Below are 21467 nucleotides of genomic sequence, written 5' to 3' on the forward strand. Positions count from 1 at the left end.
CACTCTCCTGCCCGGCGGGCCGGGCGTAACCTAGACTGGCGGCATTGATAGCGGCGGGGCGGCCCGCATGCAATCAATTGCTTCTTGCCTGTCAGGATAGGCGGTAGCGGGCGCCAAGGCCGGGGGCGGGGTCGGCGCTCACCCGCCCGTCATCGACAAGGGCGATGAGATGGGCGAGGACCGACCGGGCGGCGGCCGGAAACAGCCTTGGGTCGATTTCCTTGTACATCCGCTCCACCATCATATCGATATTGTCGATGCCGGCTTCAAGATGACCGACAATCTGGGCCTCGCGCATGCGGCGGTGGCCGATGATGGCGCGCATGAAACGCGCGGGTTTGTCAACTTCCGGCCCGTGTGTGGGGCGCAGGAGCGCAGGGTTCATCGCGACCAGCCGTTCAAGGCTTTTGAGATAGGCGCGCACGTCGCCGTCCGGCGGCAGGATCACGGTGGTGGCCCATGCCATCACATGATCGCCCACAAAGACTGTGTCTTCTTCCGCCAGATGGAAACACAGGTGGTTGGATGTGTGGCCGGGGGTATGCAGGGCCGTGATTGTCCAGTCCGGGCCCTTGATCACTTCTCCGTCAGCAAGCGTCACGTCCGGGGCGAAGTCCTTGTCGGCACCCGCTTCCACATCTTCACCTTCCAGCCCCGCACGCCGTCCGGCACCATGCGGGCCGAAGGCGAGGATCGGGGCGCCGGTCTGGTCTTTCAGCCAGCGCGACAGGGGCGAATGATCCCGGTGGGTGTGGGTGACAAGGATATGGCTCACTTTGCGGCCCGCTATCGCCTGCATCAGCGCCTCGCCGTGGGCCGGCATCTCGGGGCCGGGGTCGATGACGGCAAGCTTTTCCGTGCCGACGATGAAAGTGCCGGTGCCGGTGTAGGTGAAGGGGCTGGGGTTCGGGGCCAGTACGCGGGTGACAAGCGGGCTCAGTGCCTCCGCCACGCCAGGGTTCATCGTGAAATCCTGTTTGAAATCGATGGGCATGCCTTGGTCCCTGTCCGTTCGGGCGGGAGCTTAGCGCGGCAGGTGCCGGTGTCCAATCAGAAAGGGAAGGCCTTGAAATGGTTAGAGCCGGTTACGCGGGCGTCCTTGCAGGCAGGCAGTGGACGGCAGGCAGGCGTAACCGGCTCTATTTCCGAGCGTCCCGCGTCAGTGGCAGCTGGTTGCGGGCGCCGCATCCCATTCAGTGGCAGCTGAAGATCGGGATGCTGTGTCTTCGCACGTCCGGTGGCAGCCGGGTGGGTCGTGCGGATCACTTGTCGGGAGTATCGCAACCCCCGTGCCAAATTGTGGCAAACCAGAGATTCCGCCATTTGGCACGAAAAAAGCGATGAAACGCCGCTAAAAAGCGTCCCGAAACGGGACTTGGTCGGGAGATGTGCCAAAATGGGACATTTTATTCTGTGCTATTATGAGACAGTTCAGCCGCAGGCAGGAATCCGAAGCGCTTCCATGTACGTGCTGCTTCGGGGGCCGCAAGGCGAGTAAGGAGGGTGTCGAGGTCAGGCCGGTCGGAGACGACCCCGCCTGAGTAGCGTACAGCACCGCTTGCCTCGGCGGCGATCGGGGTGATGACCCGGACAGCCAGATTGCCTGCTGTGTCGCTTTCATAAACAAGGCCAGGCAGGCCGCCGCGCTCCACAAGGCGCAGGGTGGCACGCACGCTTTCCCCCATGGCGAGGCGGTCTTTCAGCGTATCGACAAGGCCGAGATGTTTGAGGAAGGCTTGTGCATAGACACCGGCGGGGGCGCTGCGCGGGTCAGCAATCGCGAGGCGCCGGTTGCCGAGGATTTCCATGAAGGCGGCAGCATCGATGGTGGCGCGGTCCTTCACCTTGTCGTCTGCAGGTACGGCAAGGACCAGCCGGTTGCCGGCAATCACTTGCACGTCATGCAGTTTGCCCGCCTTCAAAAGCCAGTCGGTCCAGTCTGCATTGGCGGAAATATAGATATCCGCCGGGGCGCCGGCCTCGATCTGGCGGGCGAGGGTCGCACTCGGGCCGAACACATAGGTCGCCTCATTGGGGCCAAGGATCGCAGGCAGCGCCTCCACAAGGCTTGCTGCTGCAAAGATGATCGGCTTGTGCCGTGTTTCCGATTGCGCGGTGGCGGAAGGTGCCAGCAGCAGGCAAAGGGCGAAGAAGGCTGTCAAGAAAGTGTGAAGGCGTGATCCATACATTCGGCTGATCCGGTTTTCCTGTGCGGAATAACGTAGGCATTGACCAACTTAGCCAATGACATGCGCGAAGCGCAATCCTGTCTTTGCCGGTGGCGGGGTGTCTGGTCATCACTTGATCGTGGTTTTGCACGAGGTTGCAAGGGCTGTGATTGCGACTAGACTGGAGGCTGAAATCCAACAGGGGAACTGCCATGAGCTGGACCGACTGCGATACACCGGGCTGCGATACCGCAGGTGACGAAAAGGCGATCCGCTATGTGATCCGGCCGAAACCGCGCGATCTTGGCGGCTTTTCGGTGCGCCGGTCGCTCCCGGCCATTGAGGCGCGGTCGGTTGGTCCCTTCGTATTCTTCGATCAGATGGGACCGGCCGAATTCGCGCCGGGCACGGGGATCGATGTGCGCCCGCACCCCCATATCGGGCTCGCGACCCTTACCTGGCTGGTGGACGGCGCCATCATGCACCGCGACAGTCTGGGCTCGGTGCAGGAAATCCGCCCGGGTGCGGTGAACTGGATGACGGCGGGGCATGGCATCGTCCATTCCGAACGCACGCCGGACGCCGAACGGGCAGCAGGCCACAAGCTATACGGGCTGCAGATATGGATGGCCCTGCCGAAAGACCGGGAGACGATGGACCCGGCCTTCGACCATTACCCTGCCGACAGCCTGCCGACCTTCGAGGGGCCGGGAATGCGCGGCATTCTGGTTGCCGGTGAAGGCTGGGGCAAAACATCCCCTGTGACAGTACAAAGCCGCACCCTTTATGCCGATATCAGCCTTGAAGACGGGGCTTCGGTGAATGTGCCGGCGGATCACACCGAACGGGCGGTCTATATGCTGGATGGGGCCGTCACCATCGGCAGCGAAAGGCACGAACCCGGCGCCATGCTGGTGCTGGAAGAGAGCGCACCTGTAACGGTGACAGCGTCGGGCGGGCCGGCGCGGCTGATGGTACTGGGCGGTGATCCACTAGATGGCCCGCGCCGCATGTACTGGAATTTTGTCGCAACCGACGTGTCGATGATCGAGGAAGCCAAGGACCGCTGGCGCGAGGGCAGGTTTGATCCCGTACCGGGCGACGATGAATTCATTCCCCTGCCGGAGCGCTGAGGTTTTTTCTCCGGCCAGTTGACGCCTTCGCGGCAGCTATCGGCGTGATGGCTGAAAGCAACTGGTACATTTCGTTCCAGTCATACGGCTTGGTCAGGCAATCGTTGAAGCCAAGCCGCAAATATTCCCGTCGTTGATCGTCAAAGGCATTTGCTGTTAGCGCGATGATCGGTGTGGCGGCATGCTCGGGCATTGTGGCGCGGATCAATTCCACCGCTTCTGTGCCCGTCATTTCCGGCATCTGGATATCCATCAGGACCAGGTCAAAACTGCCGGACCGCATCAGGTTGACGGCTTCAAGGCCATTTTCAGCCATGACAAGCTGCATGCCCCAGTGGCCGGCCAGTTTCTTCTCAAGAATCCGGCGATTGATGGCGATATCTTCCACAATCAGGATTTTCAGGGACTTCGCATGCTCATGCTGCCGGCCGGGCGTCGGGTCGCGCAGGTCTCGTTGTTCCTGCGATTTGGGCAGCAGTGCTGTGAAGGTGAAGCGATTTCCGGATCTGCTTACAGCGGTATAGGTTACGTCGCCATTCATCATCTGTGCGATGCGACGGCTGATGGAAAGGCCAAGCCCGGTTCCCCCGATTTTGCTGTCCGCTTCCATCGTGCCACGTTCAAAGGGAAGGAACAGCCGGTCCAGAATGGCCGGATCGATCGGGGTGCCGGTATCGTCGATGGTCAGGCGAAGGGCAACGGGGGCCAAGGGGTCTGCCGGCGGGTCGATTGCAAGCGTCGCCGTCACGCTACCGCCTGCCGTATATTTGACAGCATTGCCGATGAGATTGCTGGCAATCTGCCTGATGCGACCGCCATCACCGAGGAGATAGAGCCCGCTATCGCCCAATACCTGAACGGCAAGCGACAAGCCTTTTTCTGCCGCCGCCGCTTCGAATAGCCGGGCAACTTGTGTCACCACCCGGTATGGCAGGAACGGCTCTGACGTCAGTTTCAGCTTTCCGGCTTCTGATTTCGACATATCGAGAATGTCATTCAGGATACGCGTCAGGTGCTCGCCATTCTCCCGGATGATGGCAAGGTATTCGGTGATTTGCGGGTCATCCGTTTCCACCGAGATCAAGTCCAGCATGCCCAGCATGGCAGTAAGCGGCGTTCTTACTTCATGGCTGACCATGGCCAGGAAATTTGATTTGGCGCGGTTGGCGGTGCTTACCGCCTTCAACGCCTTCCGAAGTTCTGCCTCCACCTCGATTTCGCGCGTGATATCAATGTCCATCCCGACGACGCGGATCGCTTCGCCGTGGTCATTGCATTTGGCGACGGCCCTTCTGTTGATCCAGATTTCACGACCGTCGCCCCGTGTGACGCGGTAACGAAGGCTGAGGGTGCTGATGTCGCTCTGCAGGAAATGCTTGAAGGCTTCGATGATTGATGCGCGGTCCTCGCTGTGGATCATGTTGATCGTCGCGTCGCGTCGCCCTGTGAATTGCGCAGGGTCGATCCCGTAAATATCGAACATGCCCTGATCCCATTCCTTTGTTTCCTCAAGGACATTCAGGTCCCAAAGCCCAAGGCTGATGGATTGCCGTGCCAGTTCAAAACGCTGGCGAGCGGTCAGCAATTCGCGGGCATCGCGCCGTTCCTCTGTCACATCCATCACTAGTCCGACCACGAGTGATTTTCGGTCCTTTGTGCGCTGGCGGACCCGGACCTTCAGAATGCGTTCTTCATCAGCTTTGGAGCGATAAACGAGTTCTCGTGTAAGAATGTCATCGTCAAGATCATCGCGCAGGAAAACGTCTTCGAATATATGGCGCTCTTCAGGTGTGCAGCGCGCCGTCAATCGCTCGAACGAGGGGTGGCCGTCGACGGGATCCAGTTTGAGCAGTGCAAACAGGCCTTCCGAGAATTTCAGGTCGCCGGTCGCCAGATCACGGACAAAATAGCCTGATCCGGCTGCATGCTCCATGGAGGTCAACAGGTCATCGGTGAAGGCAAGTTGTTTGCGCGGCTCATTCAGAACGCGGCGCCAAAGGGCAGGGCCGAAGGTCAAGACGAGGATCGAGATACAGAAGAAGGCAACGGCAAAGTCGCGCGAGGTCTGCCAGGTTGCGATGTCTTCTTGCGCCCGCGTCAGTGTGACCAGACCAATCTGGCGACTGGTTTCAGCGATTTCGGCAAGTCCCCGCCCGGCCATCCGGTCATCGATCCGTACCCGCCTGTCTATATCGGCTATCGCGGCGCCCGCCTCTTTCATCTCGATAGCCACATCAAGATTGGCGAGATAGGCCTGCAGGGTCGAACGTACCTCGCGACCCTTGCCAAAGCCGAAGCTTTCCTGATTGAAAGATTTCTCAAGGGCAGTGAGTGCTGTCAGAGCGCCGTTGATCTGGCGGCGGGTCTCTTCCGCCCGGTCGGCTTCGCCGCGCAGGACATAATTTTTGAAATTGTGGATGAAGCCGCCGTAGCCCATCAGCTGATGAAGGGCGGAGAGGGCATTCTCGCGCTGGACTTGAGCTTCAAGTGTCGCCTGCAGCGCATCTTCTGCGTGCATTCGCCGGGTTTCAGTTGTGGCGACCAGAGTGCCCAACAGGCAAACGGCCACAAATCCGATCAGAAATTTCCACACTGATCTTGTCCGTGCCAATATGCCCCCGAGTTCTGGAGGATAGCGTTAATCGGCTGGGTTGTAACCATTTTTCTGGCAGGAATGCCGCTAGGGGGTGGTTCCTCTTGCCTGATAGGCGTCAAGGGCGCGGGCGCGAGCCATTGACCGGTCAAGCATCGGTAGGGGGTAGGTTCTACCAAGCGCAACACCCGACGCGTGCAAAACCCCAGCGGGGGCCGTGTGTGGTTCGTGGATGTGGGCGTCGGGCAGATTGGCAAGCTCTGGCACGAAGCGGCGAATATAATCGCCAGTCCCATCGAACTTGGCAGACTGTAGGGTCGGATTGAAAATCCGGAAGAAGGGTGCGGCATCGGCGCCGCAGCCGGCAACCCATTGCCAGTTGGCGGGGTTGCTGGCGGCGTCGGCATCCACAAGCGTATCCCAGAACCATGCTTCGCCGTGCCGCCAGTCGGTCAGCATGTCCTTGGCGAGGAACGAGGCGACGATCATCCGCACCCGGTTATGCATCCAGCCGGTTTGCCACAGCTGCCGCATACCGGCATCGATGATGGGGAACCCGGTCTGCCCCCTCTGCCAGCGCTTCAGGTCGGCGGGGTCGGGTTCATGCCAAGGGAAAGCGGTGAAATCCTCGCGGATCGGGCGCGTGGCAAGGTCGGGTTTGGCCACAGCCAGATGCCAGCAGAATTCCCGCCAACCAAGCTCCCTTTGGACATGGGCTGCCCCTTGCGCGAGCGCGGGTTCCATCGCGGCGATATCGGCAAGCCGGGCAAACAGCCGCCGCGGGCTGATATTGCCGAACCGTAGATAGGGGGAAAGTGTCGTGGTCCCGTCCTCGAGCGCGGGAAAGTCCCTGTCATGACCATAGCCCCTGAGGCCTGCCTCGATGAAATGGTCGAGTCGTTTGTGGGCCGCCGTCTCGCCCGGCTCCCATGTGGCTGCGATACCGCCCGTCCAGTCCACGCCCCGGGGCAGCAGGCCAAGCGCATCAAGCGACAGGGTCGCGGGCATGTTGTCGGGCGCCGAAAGCTTTTCGGGTGCGGGGATGGGAGCGCGCGGGCCAAGCTCGATACAGGCACGCCAGAAGGGGGTGAACACCGAATAGGGCTTGCCGGCACCAGTCCGGATTTCCACAGGGTCGAACAACAGATGCCCGCCGAAGCGTCGGCAGACGATCCCGTTTTCTTCGGCCCAATGGTGCAGGGCATCTTCCACCGCATGCATGCCGGGGGTAGGGTCATGTTGCAGATACAGGGTCCGGGCACCTGTCTCTGCGACCAGCTTTTCCACTTCTGTGAGCAAAGCGCCATGACGAAGCACAAGCGGCGCACCGGCGCGGGCGAGGTCGCGGGCATGATCGGCGAGGGCATGATGCAGCCACCATTTCGCGGCACCGCCCGTCGGGCGGGGGCGGGTCTCGTCATGGATATAGGCGGGGACAATATGGTCAGCCTCGCGCGCGGCAGCGGCCAGCGCCGGATTGTCATCAAGGCGCAGCGACTGGGCAGTCACAAGATAAAGGGCAGTGGTCAGCATCAAAAAACTCCCGCACGAACGGCAGCAATTTTACGCGGGGATGTTACGGTTGGATTAGCTGGCCTCGCCGGAACGCCGAAGGGGCTCAAGGAGGGCTTTTATCTCTGCCGCGGTGCGCGCGATGCGGGCGGCTATTTCAGGCACGTCCCGGTCGGCCAGCATACGGGCCTTCAGGCCAAGCGCGCCGACCGAATAGATGACACCGATCTTTTCAAGCTCGACCGGGCAGGCGATGGCCAGTACCCCACGGTCCAGTTCCTCGTCCGACATGCCATAGCCGCGCGCCTTCACGGCATCAAGGTCAGCAAGGATGGCCTCATGATCGGTGAGGGTGAGGTCATCATAGGCAACAAGCGGTTTTTTCAGCTCTTCCAGTTGCCGTTCGCGCGGCTGGTGCGCAAACAGCACCTTGCCAGCGGCCGAGGCATTGATCGGGAAGGCGTCGCCCGGATGCATGATCGTGTGGCTTGGATGCACCGGCATGGTGGTGTGGATAAGGTCGATCCGGCTGTCCTTGAACTGCACCAGATAGGCCGCGATGCCGAGGTCTTCGGTTTGCGCGCGCAGCGCCGGCTCCACAAGGGTAGCGAGCGTGTCGGTATCGAAAGCCAGATGGAAGATGCGCAAAAGGCGCGGCCCGATGGTGAAGGTCGCCCGGCCGCTGCCGCCTTCCACATAGCCGATATCGACAAGGCTGTGGATCATGCGGTGGGTGGTCGCCATCGGCAGCCCGATCGCGTCAGCGATTTCCTTCAGCGCAAGGCCTGATGGGCTTGCTGCCACGGCATCAAGGATTGCCGCCAGTCGCTTGATAGGGGAGGAGGCCCCGGCCATAAGTGTCAGTTCCCTCTCTGCGGCAGGGGATTGCCGCATCTCTCCCCAAAGCCTTCCCACAGCCGCCGCCCCTTTTCAAGACCTTGATGCTGCTATATGGTCGCCGCGTGAACGGGGCGGACAATCCGCCCCCGGTGCCATCTTCCCGAGGAATGGACCCAATGAAGAAACTGACCCCCCTGGCGCGGACGTTGGCCGCTGCCGTGGCCCTTGTGGCCCTCAACCCGATGAAGGAGACGACGATGGCGGCTGAAACGGCTGACATGATTGTGCTTGGCGACTATGTGGTCACCATGGACGATGCGGCAGGCGTGATCGAGCATGGCGCCGTCGCCGTGAAGGATGGTGCCATCGTTGCTGTCGGCAAGGCTGACGAGATCAAGGCGAAATACACCGCCAAGGAAATCATGAACGGCGACAGCAAGGTGCTGATGCCGGGTCTTGTGAACGGCCATACCCACACCTCGATGACGCTCCTGCGTGGTGTTGCGGACGATCTGGATCTGATGACCTGGCTGACGAAATTCATCTTCCCGATGGAAGGACGTTTCGTTGATCCCGAGTTCGTGCGCATCGGCACCAGCCTCGCCTGCTGGGAAATGATCCGCGGCGGCACAACTTCGTTCGTCGATATGTATTTCTACCCGGAAGTGATTGCGGGCGTGGTGGAGGAGTGCGGCCTGCGTGCCGTTGTCACCGCCCCGATGATTGATTTCCCGAGCCCCGGTTTCAAGGGCTGGGAAGACAGCTTTGCCGCTGGCGTGAAGTTCGTGGAAAGCCACAAGGGCAAATCGGCCCGGGTGAAGCCGGGCCTTGCCCCGCATGCGCCCTATACCGTTTCGAAAGAGCATCTGGCCGAGGTATTGGGCGCTGCCAAAAAACTGGACGTGCCGATTTCGATCCACGTGGCGGAAGACCAGTCAGAAACCAAAACGATTGCCGACAAATACGGCATGACCTCGATCGAGCTTCTGAGCGAGATCGGCTATCTGGATCATCCTGTGATCGCCGCGCATGTTGTGTGGCCGAGCGAGCATGACCGCGCGCTTATGGCCAAAGGCAAGATGTCGCCGATCCATAACCCGACGTCGAACCTGAAGACGGGCGCCGGGATCGCGCCGGTGCCGCAGATGCTGGATGACGGCATCACGCTTGGCCTTGCGACCGATGGTGCGGCCTCGAACAACGACCTTGATATGTGGGAAGAGATCCGCTTCGCGGCCCTCCTGCACAAGGGCAACATGCACAATCCGACCGTTGTACCGGCCCTCAGCGCCCTGAAGATGGCAACGTCCGAAGGCGCCAAGGCGGCAACGCTTGGTGATGTGACGGGCAAGCTGGTGCCGGGTCTGCGCGCCGACATGATCCAGGTGGACCTGACAAGCCCGCGCCTTGCACCGCTTTATGATGTGATTTCGCACCTTGTGTATGCCACCAACTCGGGCGACGTCGTTACCACCATCGTGGATGGCCGGGTGCTGATGAAAGATGGCAAGGTGCTGGCAATCGATGGCGCCAAGGTGAAAGCCGAAGCCGATGCGCTGGGCGCCAAGATCAAGGCCGCCCTCGCCGAGGCCAACTGACTGAAATGCTTTACCGGTGGTGCCTCAGGGCGCCGCCGGTGCCTCCGGTGCGGGGTCTTCGCCCGCCTCATCTGCGGGGGTATCGTCTTCCCCACGCAATCTCCCAAGATAGACATTGTTGATCTGCTGATCGGCGCCAGCGGCCTGAATTTCGGCAAGGGCTGCGTCGAAGCGCGCGGCCATGGCTTTGTCACTGAAACACAGAAGGCGCGGGGTGGGTGGTAGGTCGAACGCCAGTTCGTAGGGCAACTCGCCCTCCCAGCCGCGCTCATTCAGGGAATATTCGACAAGAAGCCGGTCGCCGATATAGGCATCCAGCCGTCCGCGCTGCAGAAGATCAAGCGCATCGGTGTTGATCAGATAATTATAGCTGCCGAAATAGCGGATGAAGGGTTTGAGCGCATTGCCGAGCGCACGTTCGGCCTTCGGGAAGGTCGCCACATTCAGCCCGGCCAGATCGATCATGCTGTAAACGCCTTTCGGTAACCCCTTGCGCACCAGCACGGCGTCGCGCCAATAGGAGAACGGTTGGCTCGGGATACAGCCTTTGACATCCGCACTGTTGACCGAAATCGCATGGGCCCGACCGGAGGACAGAAGCCGCTCCAGCCGCAACGTCGGGACATGCATGATGACAACCTCGCGCCCCATGCGGGCAAAGGCTGCCCGGATGATATCAATATCAATGCCGCGGGAGGGATGTTCGAACACATAGGGCGGCACTTCCTGCATCGTGCCGATGACGAGGGGGGCGGGCTTCTTGGTCTGGTCATCTGCCTGCGCCACCTGCGGCACAACCAGTGCGGTAAGGATGCCAAACAGGCGCAGGGCAGGACGGATCAAGCGGACACCTCGGGTGCATACGAATACGGGCTGGTCAGCAACCATTTTTAGACTAGACGCTTCTGCTGTCATGTCAATGAAACGGCGCGTGATCAAAGTTGGGAGCGGTCTCATTATCGCTTTGAAATTGCGCACTGAATTTCGCACAATGGGACCGTCGAGGGGCCTAACTTCATTCACGGGAGGATTTCAGACATGACGATCGTTGCATTGGTTACCGGCGGAACACGGGGGATCGGCGCCGCTATCAGCCGTAAATTGAAGGCCGATGGCTATACGGTCGTTGCCAACTATTGTGGGAATGACGAGAAGGCGAAGGCCTTTACCGCCGAAACCGGCATTCCGGCCGCGAAGTTCGACGTGTCTGATTATGACGCTTGCCAGAAGGCGGTTGCTGATATCGAAGCCGCGCACGGCCCTGTTGGTGTGCTCGTCAACAACGCTGGTATCACCCGCGATGGCACGCTCCTGAAAATGGACCGGAATGCCTGGCAGGAAGTGATCGACACCAACCTTGGCTCCTGCTTCAACATGGCCCATGCTGTGTTCCCCGGCATGAAGGACAGGAAGTTCGGTCGCATCATCAACATCGGCTCGATCAACGGTCAGGCCGGCCAGTATGGCCAGGTGAACTATGCCGCCGCCAAATCGGGCATCCATGGTTTCACCAAGGCACTGGCACAGGAAGGCGCCCGTTTCGGCATCACTGTCAACGCCATTGCGCCGGGCTATGTGGATACCGACATGGTGGCTGCGGTGCCGAAGGATATTCTGGACAAGATCATCGCCAAGATCCCGGTCGGGCGGCTGGGCAAGGCTGATGATATTGCACGTGGTGTGTCGTTCCTTGCCGCGAAGGATGCTGATTTTGTGACCGGGTCGACCATGTCGATCAACGGCGGCCAGCATATGTATTGATCCGGGCCAAAAAAGCCGGCATGAAAAAAGGGAGCGATTTTCGCTCCCTTTTTGTTTTCAGAAGGCCGGTTTGGCGAGTTTGGCGATATAGGCGCGGATATCGGCTGGCCAGTCCTTTGTCAGAGCATCGAATGTGGCCTTGTCGCCAGCGAAGAAGGCCCGCGACGCTTCCTCGAAGCCCGGCCTGTCGCCCGCCATGGCGGACATGACACGATAGGCTGCGGTCTGTGCTTCGCGTTTTGCAGCCTTCGGGTCGTGCCGGGCGGCTTCAATCAGTTTCCTCAATGTTACCGAGGCACCGCCGGGCTGCGATTTCAACCAGTCCCAATGCCGGGGCAGGAGGGTCACTTCACCCGGCACCACGCCAAGCTTGGGGCGGCCCCTGCCGCGTGCCGGTTTTTCCTCGAGCGCTTCGACGCCAAGGCGGGCGATGGTCTCAGTCTCCGTCCCGCGTGTGTCGATATCCGTGACGCGGCCAGTGGCATCATCGAAAATCTGGATGAGGCGGCTGTCGCCACTGTTCACCACCTCGCGGACAAGAAGCGCGACCTTGGCGAGATCCCCGCCGCCGATCCGTTCCTCGCCCGCGAAGGCTGTGTAGGTTGTTTTTTTATCTGCTGTCATGACTCGGGTCCTTGTTTTGTGTGATTTTATTATCCGGGTTAAAATGTCTTGTCAATTATATCCGGGTAATAAAATCGCGATTGTGGTGATGGACAGGTAAAGGGTGCCTCACTATGCTCCGCGCCATGAACGGACGCCCTGACCTGACCCTGATCCTGAAACGCGATGCCGCCAAGGCTGTCGCCGCTGGCAAGCCGTGGGTTTTCAAGGGGGATACCGAATGGTCGTCAGCCTGCGATATTGCCGATCCTGGCACGCTGGTGACACTTGCCGACCCCAAGATGGTGCCGATGGCAGTGGGGTACCTGAACCCGCGCAGCAATCTGGCGGTGCGGGTTCTGTCCACCAATCCGAAGACAGTGATCGATGACCGCTGGTTCGAGGACAAATTTGCCCGCGCGCTGAAGAAGCGGGACAAGCTGTTTGATGCCCCCTTCTACCGGCTTGTCCACGCCGAAGGGGACGGCTTGCCCGGGCTGGTGATCGATCGTTACGGCGACATTCTGGTCGCGCAGGTGACGACGGCCGGGATGGAATGGCTGACGCCTGTGTGGCTGCCGGTGATCGACCGGCTGCTTTCCCCCGCCACTATCGTGATGGACCTTTCCACCTCGGCCCGGCTTTCGGAAGGGCTGGAGCTTGAAAAGGCGATGATCGGCAAGCCTGTGGAAGGCGAGATCGATGTGCCGGAAAATGGTGTCATCTACCGCGCCGATGTGGTGGAAGGACAGAAGACCGGCTGGTATTTCGACCAGCGCGCCAATCGCCGCACGGTGATGGAACGCTCCGCCGGCACGACAATGCTTGATCTTTATGCCCACACCGGCGCTTTCGGGCTCGCAGCCGCCAAGGCAGGTGCGCGCGAGGTCACAATCGTGGACCGGTCTGCCCCTGCCATCGACAAGGCCCGCGAAGCGGCGGAGCGAAACGGCCTCGCCCATCTTTGCACCTTTGAGGTCGCCGAGGCCTATGACTGGCTGGACGCGGCCGCTGCGAAGGGCCGGACGTTTGAAATCGTCAGCGCCGATCCGCCGCCTTTCATCAAGAACCGCACGATGAAGGCAGCCGGCATGGCGGGCTATGAAAAGCTTGCCGTGAAGCTTGGGCCCTTGATTGCGAAGGGCGGTATTCTTGCCTTCGCCGCCTGCTCGCATCATGCAAGCCCCGGTGCGCTGAAAAAAGCGATCACGGGTGGCCTTGCCAAAGCCGGGCGCAAGGCCACGCTTATCCATGAAGCGGGCGCGGACAAGGATCACCCCGTGCATCCGCAACTGCCCGAGACGCGCTACCTGACCTTCCTGATGTTCGAGCTGGACTGATCTCACGGGATTTTGCCGTCGTTTTGACACGCGGCTGTGGTATCAATGATCAAAGGCCCCGCAATCAGGAGAAGCCAGCCATGACAGCCGCCTCAGGGAAACTGCGCGAATATACCATTCTGGAAGAAATCATCCATGCCATCAGCCATGGCCTTGCGGCCATTGCAGCGGTGGTGGGGCTGTGTTTCCTTATCGCCAAGGCGGTGGCGGCGGGTGGTGCGCTGGAGATCACGGCGGCCGCGATTTACGGCAGTTCGGTGCTGCTCGTTTTCGCGCTGTCCACGCTTTACCATTCGATGGTCTATTCGAAGCGGCGGGATTTTTACGAGCTGCTCGATCATGTGGCGATTTACGCCAAGATCGCCGGCACCTATACGCCGATCGCCCTTTTGGTGCTCTCGGATACGCTCGGCCTATGGGTTCTTGTGCTTGTCTGGTGCGCGGCGGCGGCAGGTGCGACGGCCAAAATCATCGGCTTTGCCACGGGGCACGCTGAAGGCAAGGTGTTCCGCGCCATTTCGCTTGGCACCTATCTCGCCATGGGCTGGGGGGCTGTTGCCTTCGCGGGTGAGCTATATGACCGCCTGCCGGGTGCGGGCCTTGGCTGGATCGTCGCGGGTGGGCTGCTTTATACCGTCGGCGCCATCTTTTATGCCCTGAAGGGCAAGCGCTTCACCCATGCCATCTGGCACGGCTTTGTGGTCCTCGGCAGCATCGCGCATTTCATTGCGATCTACGCATTCGTGCTGCCGAGGGTTTCTGTGTGAGCCTGATATCAGGCGGAACGGAAGGCCACGACGACCGGCAGGCGCGCTGCCCGCCACGCCGGGAAGACCCCGCCGATAAAGCCGATGATCAGCGCCAGCACTGCCGCCTGCCAGATGAGGGCAGGGGAGAGCTTGAAGCTGAACACCACCTGCGTGAAGCTGCCGCCGAGCGTTGATGCCGTGATCCCGTCAAAGAACAGGTAAGCGGCAACTGCGCCGAGAAGGCCGCCCATCAGGGCCAGCACCATCGATTCCGCGAGCGTGCCCACGAAGGCTGCCGTGCCGCCGAAGCCGATGGCCCGCAGGGTGGCAATTTCGCGCGCCCGGTTGGCGACCGAGGTATACATGGTGTTCAGGGCACCGGCGAGCGCACCGAATGCCATGGCGATACCAAGCGGCCAGCCAAGATACATGATCAGGTCGGACATGCCCGAGGCCTGATCGGCGAAATAGTCGGCTTCCGATTTGATATCGAGCTTCAGGCGCGGGTCGGCTTCGTTATAGGCCTTCAGCGCTTCAATCGCAGCCGGGTCATCAAGCTTCAGGCGAACCGTCTGGAAGCTGTTGCCCCGCTGGAAAAGCGACTGCACGGAGCCGAGATCGGCCCAAAGCTCGCTTTCAGCCACTTTGCCATCCATCGAGAAGACACCGACGACCGTCCAGCGCGATCGGGCGAAGGTCACTTCACGGCCAAGCTCGAAGCCTTCGAACTCCTTCAGGGCACCGGCGCCGACGATAAGCTCGTTGGTGCCGGGCATGAACATGCGGCCTTCGACGATTTTCAGGTCGCCGCGCATCTTCATGCCGGCGTCGGCAAGGCCGCGTAGCGGCAGGTTGGCCTTGGTGTCGCTCGCCTTCTTGATGCCGTCGACGACGACATAAAGTTCAGGCGAGACGATGGGGCCAGCGTCGCCTTTGGCGATGCCGGGCCCGGCTGTCAGCAGGTCGACCTGTTCCTTCATCAGCACGCTGTTCAGTTCGGCCTGCGCGCCCTCACGCATGGCGATGGCAACGTCACGTGCACCTGTGCCCGCAACCGTCGCCTGGAACCCGTTCGCCATGGCGAGGAAGGCCAGAAGGACGGCCACGACGATGGCGACCGCGAAAACGGTTGCTGCCGACATCCACGCCCGCTGCGGCAGGCTTTTCACATTCATCGCCACAACGGCGTTGATCTGGGAGATAAGCGATCCCATAGCGTCCTCCTATTGCCGGCTCATGGCGGTGATGATGTTCAGGCGGTGGGCCGAAAGGGCCGGTACGATCCCGGTGAGGAAACCAAGCCCCACCATGATCGCCAGCGCCGTCAGCGCCACGTCAGGCGTCAGCACCAGTGTCGGCAGGATGCCCGCGAGGGCCGCTTTCATGCCGCCCACGATAAGCCATGCCGCGCCGATCCCCAGAAGCCCACCGATGAGCGACAGAAGAAGCGATTCCCCGAGCACCAGCTTGAAGATGCGGGCAGCCGGGAAGCCGAGCGTTTTCATCACGGCGATTTCGCCGGTACGCTCGCGGATCGCCAGCACCATCGTGTTGCCGACGATCAGGAGGATCGTGAAGAAGGCGGCACCGACGACGGAGGTGACGATCATCGCGATATTGCCGATCTGCGCGATGAAGGCCTTGTTGAAGGCTTTCTCGCTGTCGGTCGAGGTTTCGAAGAAGCTGTTGGCGAACATGGTGTCGATCGTGTTCGCCACCTTGTCATTGAGCGCCGGATCGGTGGTGCGCAGGATCAGCCAGCCGGCATAATCCTTCCCGAAACTGCGGCTTTCATCGAAATATTTATAGTGGAAATAGACCGAGTTCGTGTCGAACTGCTCGGTCGAGCCCGTATAGATGCCCTCCACATCAAAATCCCACGCCGTACCACCGGTTTTCTGGGAGAAGATGTTGGAGTTCATCGGGATGCGGTCGCCCACTTTCCAGCCGAACTTGACAGCGATTGCCTGACCGGCGATCAGACCCTGGCGGTTTGCCATGAAGGCCTTCTTCTGGTCTTCCGGCAGGACGATTTCAGGATAAACGTCCAGAAGCGTTTCGGCGTCACAGGCCATGGCCGCGATGAAATTCTTCGGGTCCTGATAATAGCCGCCGAACCAGTTGCACCAGGTGAGGACATCCACGCCTTCGATGGCGCGGGCCTTGTTCACATAGGCGATGGGCAGGGGCTGGGTGAAGTTGATCTTGTTCACCACCACCATGCGGTCATCGGCCGAAAGCTCGATCCCCGAATTGAAGGCCTTGTTGAAGCTCGACAGCACGCCGAAAATCAGGAAGGCCACAAAGATGGCAAACAGGGTGAGGCTGAGCCGCAGCTTGCGCCGCGTCAGATTTTTGAAAATCAGGTAAAGGTCGCTCATGCCATCAGTTCCTCTTTGACGAACTGACCCTTGTCGAGATGCAGGGTTTTCTTGGCATACTTGGCGGCTTCGGGGTCGTGCGTGACCATCACGATGGTCTTGCCGAACTCGCGGTTCAGAAGCTGCAGCATCTTCAGGATCTCGTCGGCGGTGGCGCGGTCAAGGTCACCGGTCGGCTCATCGCAGAGCATCAGTTTCGGGTCCGAAACAATTGCACGGGCGATGGCGACACGCTGTTGCTGGCCGCCTGACATTTCCTTCGGCAGGTGGCCGGCGCGGTCGTCAAGGCCAACAAGCTTGAGGGCTGCTTCAACGCTTGCCTTGCGGCGCGACCGGCCAAGGCCCGTCAGCAGCAGCGGCAGTTCCACATTCTTGGCCGCGCTCAGCATCGGCATCAGGTTATAGAACTGGAAAATGAAGCCCACATTGGCGGCGCGCCACGCAGCAAGGCCGTTTTCGCTGAGGTTATCGATGCGCTTGCCATCGAAATGGATTTCGCCGCTCGTTGGCTGGTCAACACCGCCCAGAAGGTTCAGCAGCGTCGTCTTGCCCGAGCCCGACGGCCCCATGATGGCAATGAAGTCGCCCGACTTGATGGTCATGTCGAGCCCTTCGAAGATCGAAATCGTCTCTTTTGCCTTCACGAAGCTTTTGCTGACCTTTTTCAGTTCGAAAAGGTTGTCCGTCATTATATTAGCCCCTCTTGCTGTCGATTTTGGATTGTTCAGGCTTTCAGGAACGCCACTTTTACCCCCATTTCGGGAAGGATGCGGGCGTCTTCGGTATCGATCCCGATGCGCACCCGAACGGTGGCCCGTTCACGATTGGCGGTCGGGATGATGGCAACCACATGGGCCGGGATATCCCAGTCCGGGTAGGCGTCGAGCGTGGCGGTGACCTTCTGGCCGGTGCTCACACGGTTGATATAGGCCTCGTTGACATCGACCTCGATCTCGAGCGAGCCCATGTCGACGATCGTGCAGATGCCCGTACGGGTGAAGCCGCCGCCAGCCGAGATGGGCGATACCATCTCGCCCGGCTGGGCATTCTTGTCCGTCACCACGCCCGAGAAGGGCGCACGGACGGTGTGATTATCGAGCTGTTCTTCGGCGGCGCGCACGGTGATGGCGGCCACCTCGCGGTCAGCGCGGGCGGTGACAAGTTCGGCCTTCAGGCTGTCCACATCCGCCTTGGCGCGGGTCAGCGCTGCCTCGCTCGAGAAATCCTGGATATTCAGTTTCGACACGCGGTTCAGCACGCGCTCGGCTTCGGCGAGGTTTACTTCGACGGTGGCTATGCGCGAGGTGGCGGCCTTGAGCTGCGCGCGGGCGCGGTCCACATCGACGGTCGCAATGGCGCTGTCGAGTTTGGCAAGCACGGTGCCTTGCTCGACGGTCATGCCTTCCTCGACGAGGACATCGGTCAAGAGTCCGGTGATTTCAGCGGCCACCGTCGCCATGCGGCGCGCGGTGATATAGCCCGAGGCGCTGAGTACGGTTTCGCCGGCCGGCGTCACGGCCCGTGCCGGTTCGGCAGACGGGGCAGCGGGCGCTGCGACGGGCTCGGTTGCCGCCGCGCTATTGCTACCGTTTGTGCTGCTGCTGGCAGGCGTTGTGGCCTGCGGTGCTTCCTCGCTGCCGGTGCCCATGAAGGCTGCGGTGCCTGCGATGGCAAGGGCGGTGATGGTGGCGGCTGCCAGAAGCTGTTGCTTCGGCCCCAGCCCGCGCGCGGCTTTCGCCGTGCCCCGCTCGTCATTGTCAATACGGAGGGATTTCAAAAGATCGCTTTGGTCGTTCACTTGGCTGGCTCTCGTCTCTCGCTGTTGGTCAAGTCACCGGGGTCGGTTCCATTACGCTGGTCCGACCTTATTGGATGGGTACAGAGTAACAACTTGTCTCAACGAACGATATAGTTAACGCACATTTACTTCCACATGAAACCAAGTGCGACATTAACGCAACAATCTGAGGCATTTACAGCTTTGATCATACTGGCCGGTTTGACTTTAACCATGAATCGCGTTCTGATGTCAGGTGGGAAGACGTACCGGTCTGGGGAGGCCGGTTAAATTAGGGAGGAAACTATGATGACACGTACGACCGTGGCTCGTCTGCTTGCGTCCTCATGCCTTCTTGGCATGTCGAGCGCAGCGCTGGCGCAGGAAGCGGGCCAATCCGGCAATGATTTCACACTCGAAGAAATCGTCGTAACGGCACAGATGCGGAGCCAATCCGTGCAGGACGTGCCGATTGCCGTAACGGCCATGTCTGAAAACATGATGAAAATGGCAGGCGTCGATGACCTGAAGGAACTGGCGCAGTTGGCGCCCAGCCTGCAGGCATCCTCGACCAACAGCGAAGCCCAGGGCACCGTGATCCGCCTGCGCGGCATCGGTACGCAGGGTAACAACGCGGCGTTTGAATCCGCGGTCGGCGTCTTTATCGACGGTATCTACCGTTCGCGCGCCGGTGCAGCCCTCACTGAAATCCTTGATCTTGAGCGCGTTGAAGTGCTGCGCGGGCCGCAAGGCACGCTTTTCGGCCGCAACACTTCGGCCGGTGCCATCAATATCGTAACCAAGCAGCCCGAATTCGAAGCTGGCGGTTACCTTGAAGGCACCTATGGCAATTATAATGCGTTCGACGTTCGCGGCTCGGTAACCGGCCCGATTGTTGAAGACAAGCTCGCCTTCCGCCTTTCCTCGTCCTACGTGCAGCAGGACGGCTGGATGACCGACACGATTTCGGGCGATGACCTGAACTCCAAAGGCCGCTTCCAGCTGAAGGGCCAACTGCTTTGGACCCCGAACGAGGATGTGCGCCTGCGTGTGATCGCCGACTATCGCGACGTGGATGAGGATTGCTGCTATGCGGTGCCTTACGCCTATCGTGGCGGCATCGCCGGCACCATCATCAATGCCATCATGCCGGGCGCCCAGACGATGCCGGCAGATCCGGAATCCTATGAAGCCCAGATGACCTCGGGCCCGGATCGTCCGAACTACCAGAAGAGCAAGGACTGGGGCCTCGCCACGGACCTGAGCTGGCAGCTTGGCGAAGTCGAGCTGAAATGGATCAGTGCCTACCGCGAGTTTGAGTCCAACCGCGGCCAGGATATCGATTTCACCGGCGCCGACCTTCTGTATCTGAAGCAGCTCAACGATATCAACATGTTCACCCAGGAACTGCGCCTGTCGGGCCAGAACGGCCGACTGGACTGGGTTGTCGGTGCCTTCTATTCGGATGAGGAAATCGGTGTAGGTGGCGACCTGTTCCATGGTGCTGACTATGAAGCCTTCCTCAATGCCCGTACCGGCCCGCTGATCGCGGCCGTGTTCGCTGGCCCGACCGGTGGCCTTGTCACCAACTGGAGCAGCTATGTGAACGTCTTCTCGGGCGGCGCCATTCCGCCGGGTACCGGTTGGGGTGAAGGCACTGGCGTTTACGGCGATACCTGGCTTTCGAAGAACAAGTCCTACTCGCTCTTCACGCACAACGTGATTGAACTGAGCGACAAGCTGGACATGATCTTCGGCCTGCGTTTCACCCGTGATGAAAAGCATGCGGAATCGAACCTTTCGACCCCGAACACACCGGGTTGTAACTTCGCCCTGCCGCGGCTTGCCCAATTGCCGATTGCCGAAGCACCGCTTGGTGCGATCCTCGGCACCGATGACGTTCGCCGCGTGATCGACGTGCTCGCCACCCTCGGCTGCCTTGGCATCACCTCGGCTTCGTTCGATATCGCACCGGAAGACCAGGACCTGAACGACAGCGAATTCTCTGGCGTTCTCGGCCTCAGCTACCAGTTCGATGACGACACCATGATCTATGGTAACGTCGCGCACGGCTACAAGTCGGGCACGATCAACCTCGACCGCGCCGGTACGATCCTGACGCGTCCGGGCGACAATACCGATCCGCGGAACTATCTGAGCCCGCAGATCGGCGCCGAAGAAGTGGACTCGTTCGAAATCGGTATGAAGAAGACCATGTTCGACAATCGCGCACAGGTTAACGTCGCGCTGTATTACATGGACTTCGATAACTTCCAGCTCAATACCTTCAACGGCTCGAACTTCCTGCCGGAAGCTATCGAGGACGTGAAGACGAAGGGCTTCGAGATCGAAACGCAGGCGCGTTTCAGCGAAAGCTTCGACATGATGCTGGGTGTGGCCTATTCGAAGGCTGACTATGGCGACAATCTGCCGGCCACGGTCAATATCCTGAAGAATGATCGCTTCGGCACCGCCTATCCGGAAGTCAGCGGCCTTTCTGGCCAGCAACTGACCAACGCCCCGCGTTGGGTGCTGACCAGCGGCGCCACCTGGCACAAGGAAGTTTCGGACGGTATGGAATTCTTCATCAGCGGTAACGTCCGTTACCAGACGAAGATCAATACCGGTTCGGACCTTGATCCTGAGAAGCTGCAGAAGGGCTTCGCGCTCGTCAATTCGCGTGTCGGTATTCAGGACGTTGACGGCAAATGGTCGGTTGAACTGTGGGCAAACAACCTCTTTAATCAGTTCTACCAGCAGAACGCTTTCGACATCCCGCTGCAGGCTGACGACGGCTTCGGTGCCTTCCTTGGCCAGCCGCGCATGTACGGCATCACCGGTCGTTTCCGCTTCTGATCTTGGCGAAATGATCTAGCTTCAGACAAGGGCGTGCCAGCATGGCGCGCCCTTTTCAATTCGAACGACAATCGATCCGTGCAAGTTGAGTAATGGTCCAATAAAGTGTTGTATCTGTTCGGTTGCTAACGTTAATCTGAAACTGTCTCGTATTCT

17 protein-coding genes are annotated in these 21467 nt (G+C 60.3%); 6 read left to right on the top strand and 11 right to left on the bottom strand.

Annotation, left to right across the window (positions count from 1 at the left end; genetic code table 11):
- Positions 1-91 precede the first annotated feature (91 nt).
- Both PH603_RS06830 and modA read right to left on the bottom strand, forming a co-directional pair.
- On the bottom strand, positions 92-994 hold the full coding sequence (locus PH603_RS06830) for an MBL fold metallo-hydrolase (protein ID WP_289505288.1): 903 nt from the start codon (positions 992-994) through the stop codon (positions 92-94).
- A 412-nt stretch (positions 995-1406) separates the two neighbouring features.
- On the bottom strand, positions 1407-2189 hold the full coding sequence (gene modA, locus PH603_RS06835; RefSeq protein WP_289505289.1) for a molybdate ABC transporter substrate-binding protein: 783 nt from the start codon (positions 2187-2189) through the stop codon (positions 1407-1409).
- Between the two features lie 191 nt (positions 2190-2380).
- On the opposite strand from modA, the gene PH603_RS06840 reads away from it, so the two are divergent.
- Positions 2381-3301 (top strand): pirin family protein, encoded by a 921-nt coding sequence (locus PH603_RS06840; protein WP_289505290.1) that lies wholly within the window; start codon positions 2381-2383, stop codon positions 3299-3301.
- Here PH603_RS06840 and PH603_RS06845 read toward each other — a convergent pair.
- From PH603_RS06845 to PH603_RS06855, 3 genes are all read right to left on the bottom strand, one after another.
- On the bottom strand, positions 3279-5819 hold the full coding sequence (locus tag PH603_RS06845) for a hybrid sensor histidine kinase/response regulator (protein WP_289505291.1): 2541 nt from the start codon (positions 5817-5819) through the stop codon (positions 3279-3281). The genes PH603_RS06840 and PH603_RS06845 overlap by 23 nt on opposite strands.
- A gap of 162 nt (positions 5820-5981) precedes the next feature.
- Complete coding sequence (locus PH603_RS06850) at positions 5982-7427, bottom strand: cryptochrome/photolyase family protein (protein WP_289505292.1); 1446 nt, start codon at positions 7425-7427, stop codon at positions 5982-5984.
- A gap of 54 nt (positions 7428-7481) precedes the next feature.
- Positions 7482-8261, bottom strand: a complete 780-nt coding sequence (locus PH603_RS06855; protein ID WP_289505295.1) for an IclR family transcriptional regulator — start codon at positions 8259-8261, stop codon at positions 7482-7484.
- Positions 8262-8422: 161 nt separating this feature from the next.
- On the opposite strand from PH603_RS06855, the gene PH603_RS06860 reads away from it, so the two are divergent.
- On the top strand, positions 8423-9844 hold the full coding sequence (locus PH603_RS06860; RefSeq protein WP_289505296.1) for an amidohydrolase: 1422 nt from the start codon (positions 8423-8425) through the stop codon (positions 9842-9844).
- A gap of 24 nt (positions 9845-9868) precedes the next feature.
- On the opposite strand, the gene PH603_RS06865 is transcribed toward PH603_RS06860, so the two are convergent.
- Positions 9869-10687 carry a substrate-binding periplasmic protein gene (locus PH603_RS06865; RefSeq protein WP_289505297.1) on the bottom strand — a complete coding sequence of 273 codons (819 nt, stop codon included), beginning with the start codon at positions 10685-10687 and terminating at the stop codon, positions 9869-9871.
- Between the two features lie 195 nt (positions 10688-10882).
- Between PH603_RS06865 and phbB the strand changes: the two genes are divergently transcribed.
- Positions 10883-11605: an acetoacetyl-CoA reductase gene (gene phbB / locus PH603_RS06870; RefSeq protein WP_289505298.1), complete on the top strand. Its 723-nt coding sequence runs from the start codon at positions 10883-10885 to the stop codon at positions 11603-11605.
- Positions 11606-11662: 57 nt separating this feature from the next.
- Here phbB and PH603_RS06875 read toward each other — a convergent pair whose 3' ends face one another.
- A complete protein-coding gene (locus tag PH603_RS06875; protein ID WP_289505299.1) occupies positions 11663-12229 on the bottom strand; it encodes a DUF2239 family protein in 567 nt (188 codons plus the stop codon).
- Positions 12230-12342: 113 nt separating this feature from the next.
- On the opposite strand from PH603_RS06875, the gene PH603_RS06880 reads away from it, so the two are divergent.
- Both PH603_RS06880 and trhA read left to right on the top strand, forming a co-directional pair.
- Positions 12343-13548 (top strand): class I SAM-dependent rRNA methyltransferase, encoded by a 1206-nt coding sequence (locus tag PH603_RS06880; RefSeq protein ID WP_289505300.1) that lies wholly within the window; start codon positions 12343-12345, stop codon positions 13546-13548.
- Between the two features lie 80 nt (positions 13549-13628).
- Positions 13629-14315 carry a PAQR family membrane homeostasis protein TrhA gene (trhA, locus tag PH603_RS06885; RefSeq protein ID WP_289505302.1) on the top strand — a complete coding sequence of 229 codons (687 nt, stop codon included), beginning with the start codon at positions 13629-13631 and terminating at the stop codon, positions 14313-14315.
- Positions 14316-14323: 8 nt separating this feature from the next.
- Here the strand turns inward: trhA and PH603_RS06890 are convergent, their stop codons facing one another.
- From PH603_RS06890 to PH603_RS06905, 4 genes are read right to left on the bottom strand one after another with little or no spacing between them, the layout of a single operon-like run.
- Positions 14324-15511, bottom strand: a complete 1188-nt coding sequence (locus PH603_RS06890) for an ABC transporter permease (RefSeq protein ID WP_289505304.1) — start codon at positions 15509-15511, stop codon at positions 14324-14326.
- A 9-nt stretch (positions 15512-15520) separates the two neighbouring features.
- Positions 15521-16678, bottom strand: coding sequence for an ABC transporter permease (locus PH603_RS06895; RefSeq protein WP_289505305.1), 1158 nt, complete (start codon positions 16676-16678; stop codon positions 15521-15523).
- Positions 16675-17367, bottom strand: coding sequence for an ABC transporter ATP-binding protein (locus PH603_RS06900; RefSeq protein ID WP_289505306.1), 693 nt, complete (start codon positions 17365-17367; stop codon positions 16675-16677). Before PH603_RS06900 ends, PH603_RS06895 begins: the two co-directional genes overlap by 4 nt.
- 35 nt (positions 17368-17402) lie before the next feature.
- A complete protein-coding gene (locus PH603_RS06905) occupies positions 17403-18476 on the bottom strand; it encodes an efflux RND transporter periplasmic adaptor subunit (RefSeq protein ID WP_289505307.1) in 1074 nt (357 codons plus the stop codon).
- 285 nt (positions 18477-18761) lie between these two features.
- Between PH603_RS06905 and PH603_RS06910 the strand changes: the two genes are divergently transcribed.
- Positions 18762-21311 carry a TonB-dependent receptor gene (locus tag PH603_RS06910; protein ID WP_289505309.1) on the top strand — a complete coding sequence of 850 codons (2550 nt, stop codon included), beginning with the start codon at positions 18762-18764 and terminating at the stop codon, positions 21309-21311.
- The last annotated feature ends 156 nt before the right edge of the window (positions 21312-21467 follow it).

It is taken from the genome of Gimibacter soli, assembly GCF_028463845.1.
In the GTDB taxonomy this organism is placed as follows: domain Bacteria; phylum Pseudomonadota; class Alphaproteobacteria; order Sphingomonadales; family Kordiimonadaceae; genus Gimibacter; species Gimibacter soli.

Coding starts and splice junctions, on each gene's coding strand:
- PH603_RS06855 (WP_289505295.1), bottom strand. CDS start 8,261: ATGGCCGGGGCCTCCTCCCCTATCAAGCGACTGGCGGCAATCCTTGAT.
- PH603_RS06845 (WP_289505291.1), bottom strand. CDS start 5,819: ATGCACGCAGAAGATGCGCTGCAGGCGACACTTGAAGCTCAAGTCCAG.
- modA (WP_289505289.1), bottom strand. CDS start 2,189: ATGTATGGATCACGCCTTCACACTTTCTTGACAGCCTTCTTCGCCCTT.
- PH603_RS06910 (WP_289505309.1), top strand. CDS start 18,762: ATGATGACACGTACGACCGTGGCTCGTCTGCTTGCGTCCTCATGCCTT.
- PH603_RS06840 (WP_289505290.1), top strand. CDS start 2,381: ATGAGCTGGACCGACTGCGATACACCGGGCTGCGATACCGCAGGTGAC.
- trhA (WP_289505302.1), top strand. CDS start 13,629: ATGACAGCCGCCTCAGGGAAACTGCGCGAATATACCATTCTGGAAGAA.
- PH603_RS06900 (WP_289505306.1), bottom strand. CDS start 17,367: ATGACGGACAACCTTTTCGAACTGAAAAAGGTCAGCAAAAGCTTCGTG.
- PH603_RS06895 (WP_289505305.1), bottom strand. CDS start 16,678: ATGAGCGACCTTTACCTGATTTTCAAAAATCTGACGCGGCGCAAGCTG.
- PH603_RS06850 (WP_289505292.1), bottom strand. CDS start 7,427: ATGCTGACCACTGCCCTTTATCTTGTGACTGCCCAGTCGCTGCGCCTT.
- PH603_RS06860 (WP_289505296.1), top strand. CDS start 8,423: ATGAAGAAACTGACCCCCCTGGCGCGGACGTTGGCCGCTGCCGTGGCC.
- PH603_RS06875 (WP_289505299.1), bottom strand. CDS start 12,229: ATGACAGCAGATAAAAAAACAACCTACACAGCCTTCGCGGGCGAGGAA.
- PH603_RS06880 (WP_289505300.1), top strand. CDS start 12,343: ATGCTCCGCGCCATGAACGGACGCCCTGACCTGACCCTGATCCTGAAA.
- PH603_RS06890 (WP_289505304.1), bottom strand. CDS start 15,511: ATGGGATCGCTTATCTCCCAGATCAACGCCGTTGTGGCGATGAATGTG.
- phbB (WP_289505298.1), top strand. CDS start 10,883: ATGACGATCGTTGCATTGGTTACCGGCGGAACACGGGGGATCGGCGCC.
- PH603_RS06830 (WP_289505288.1), bottom strand. CDS start 994: ATGCCCATCGATTTCAAACAGGATTTCACGATGAACCCTGGCGTGGCG.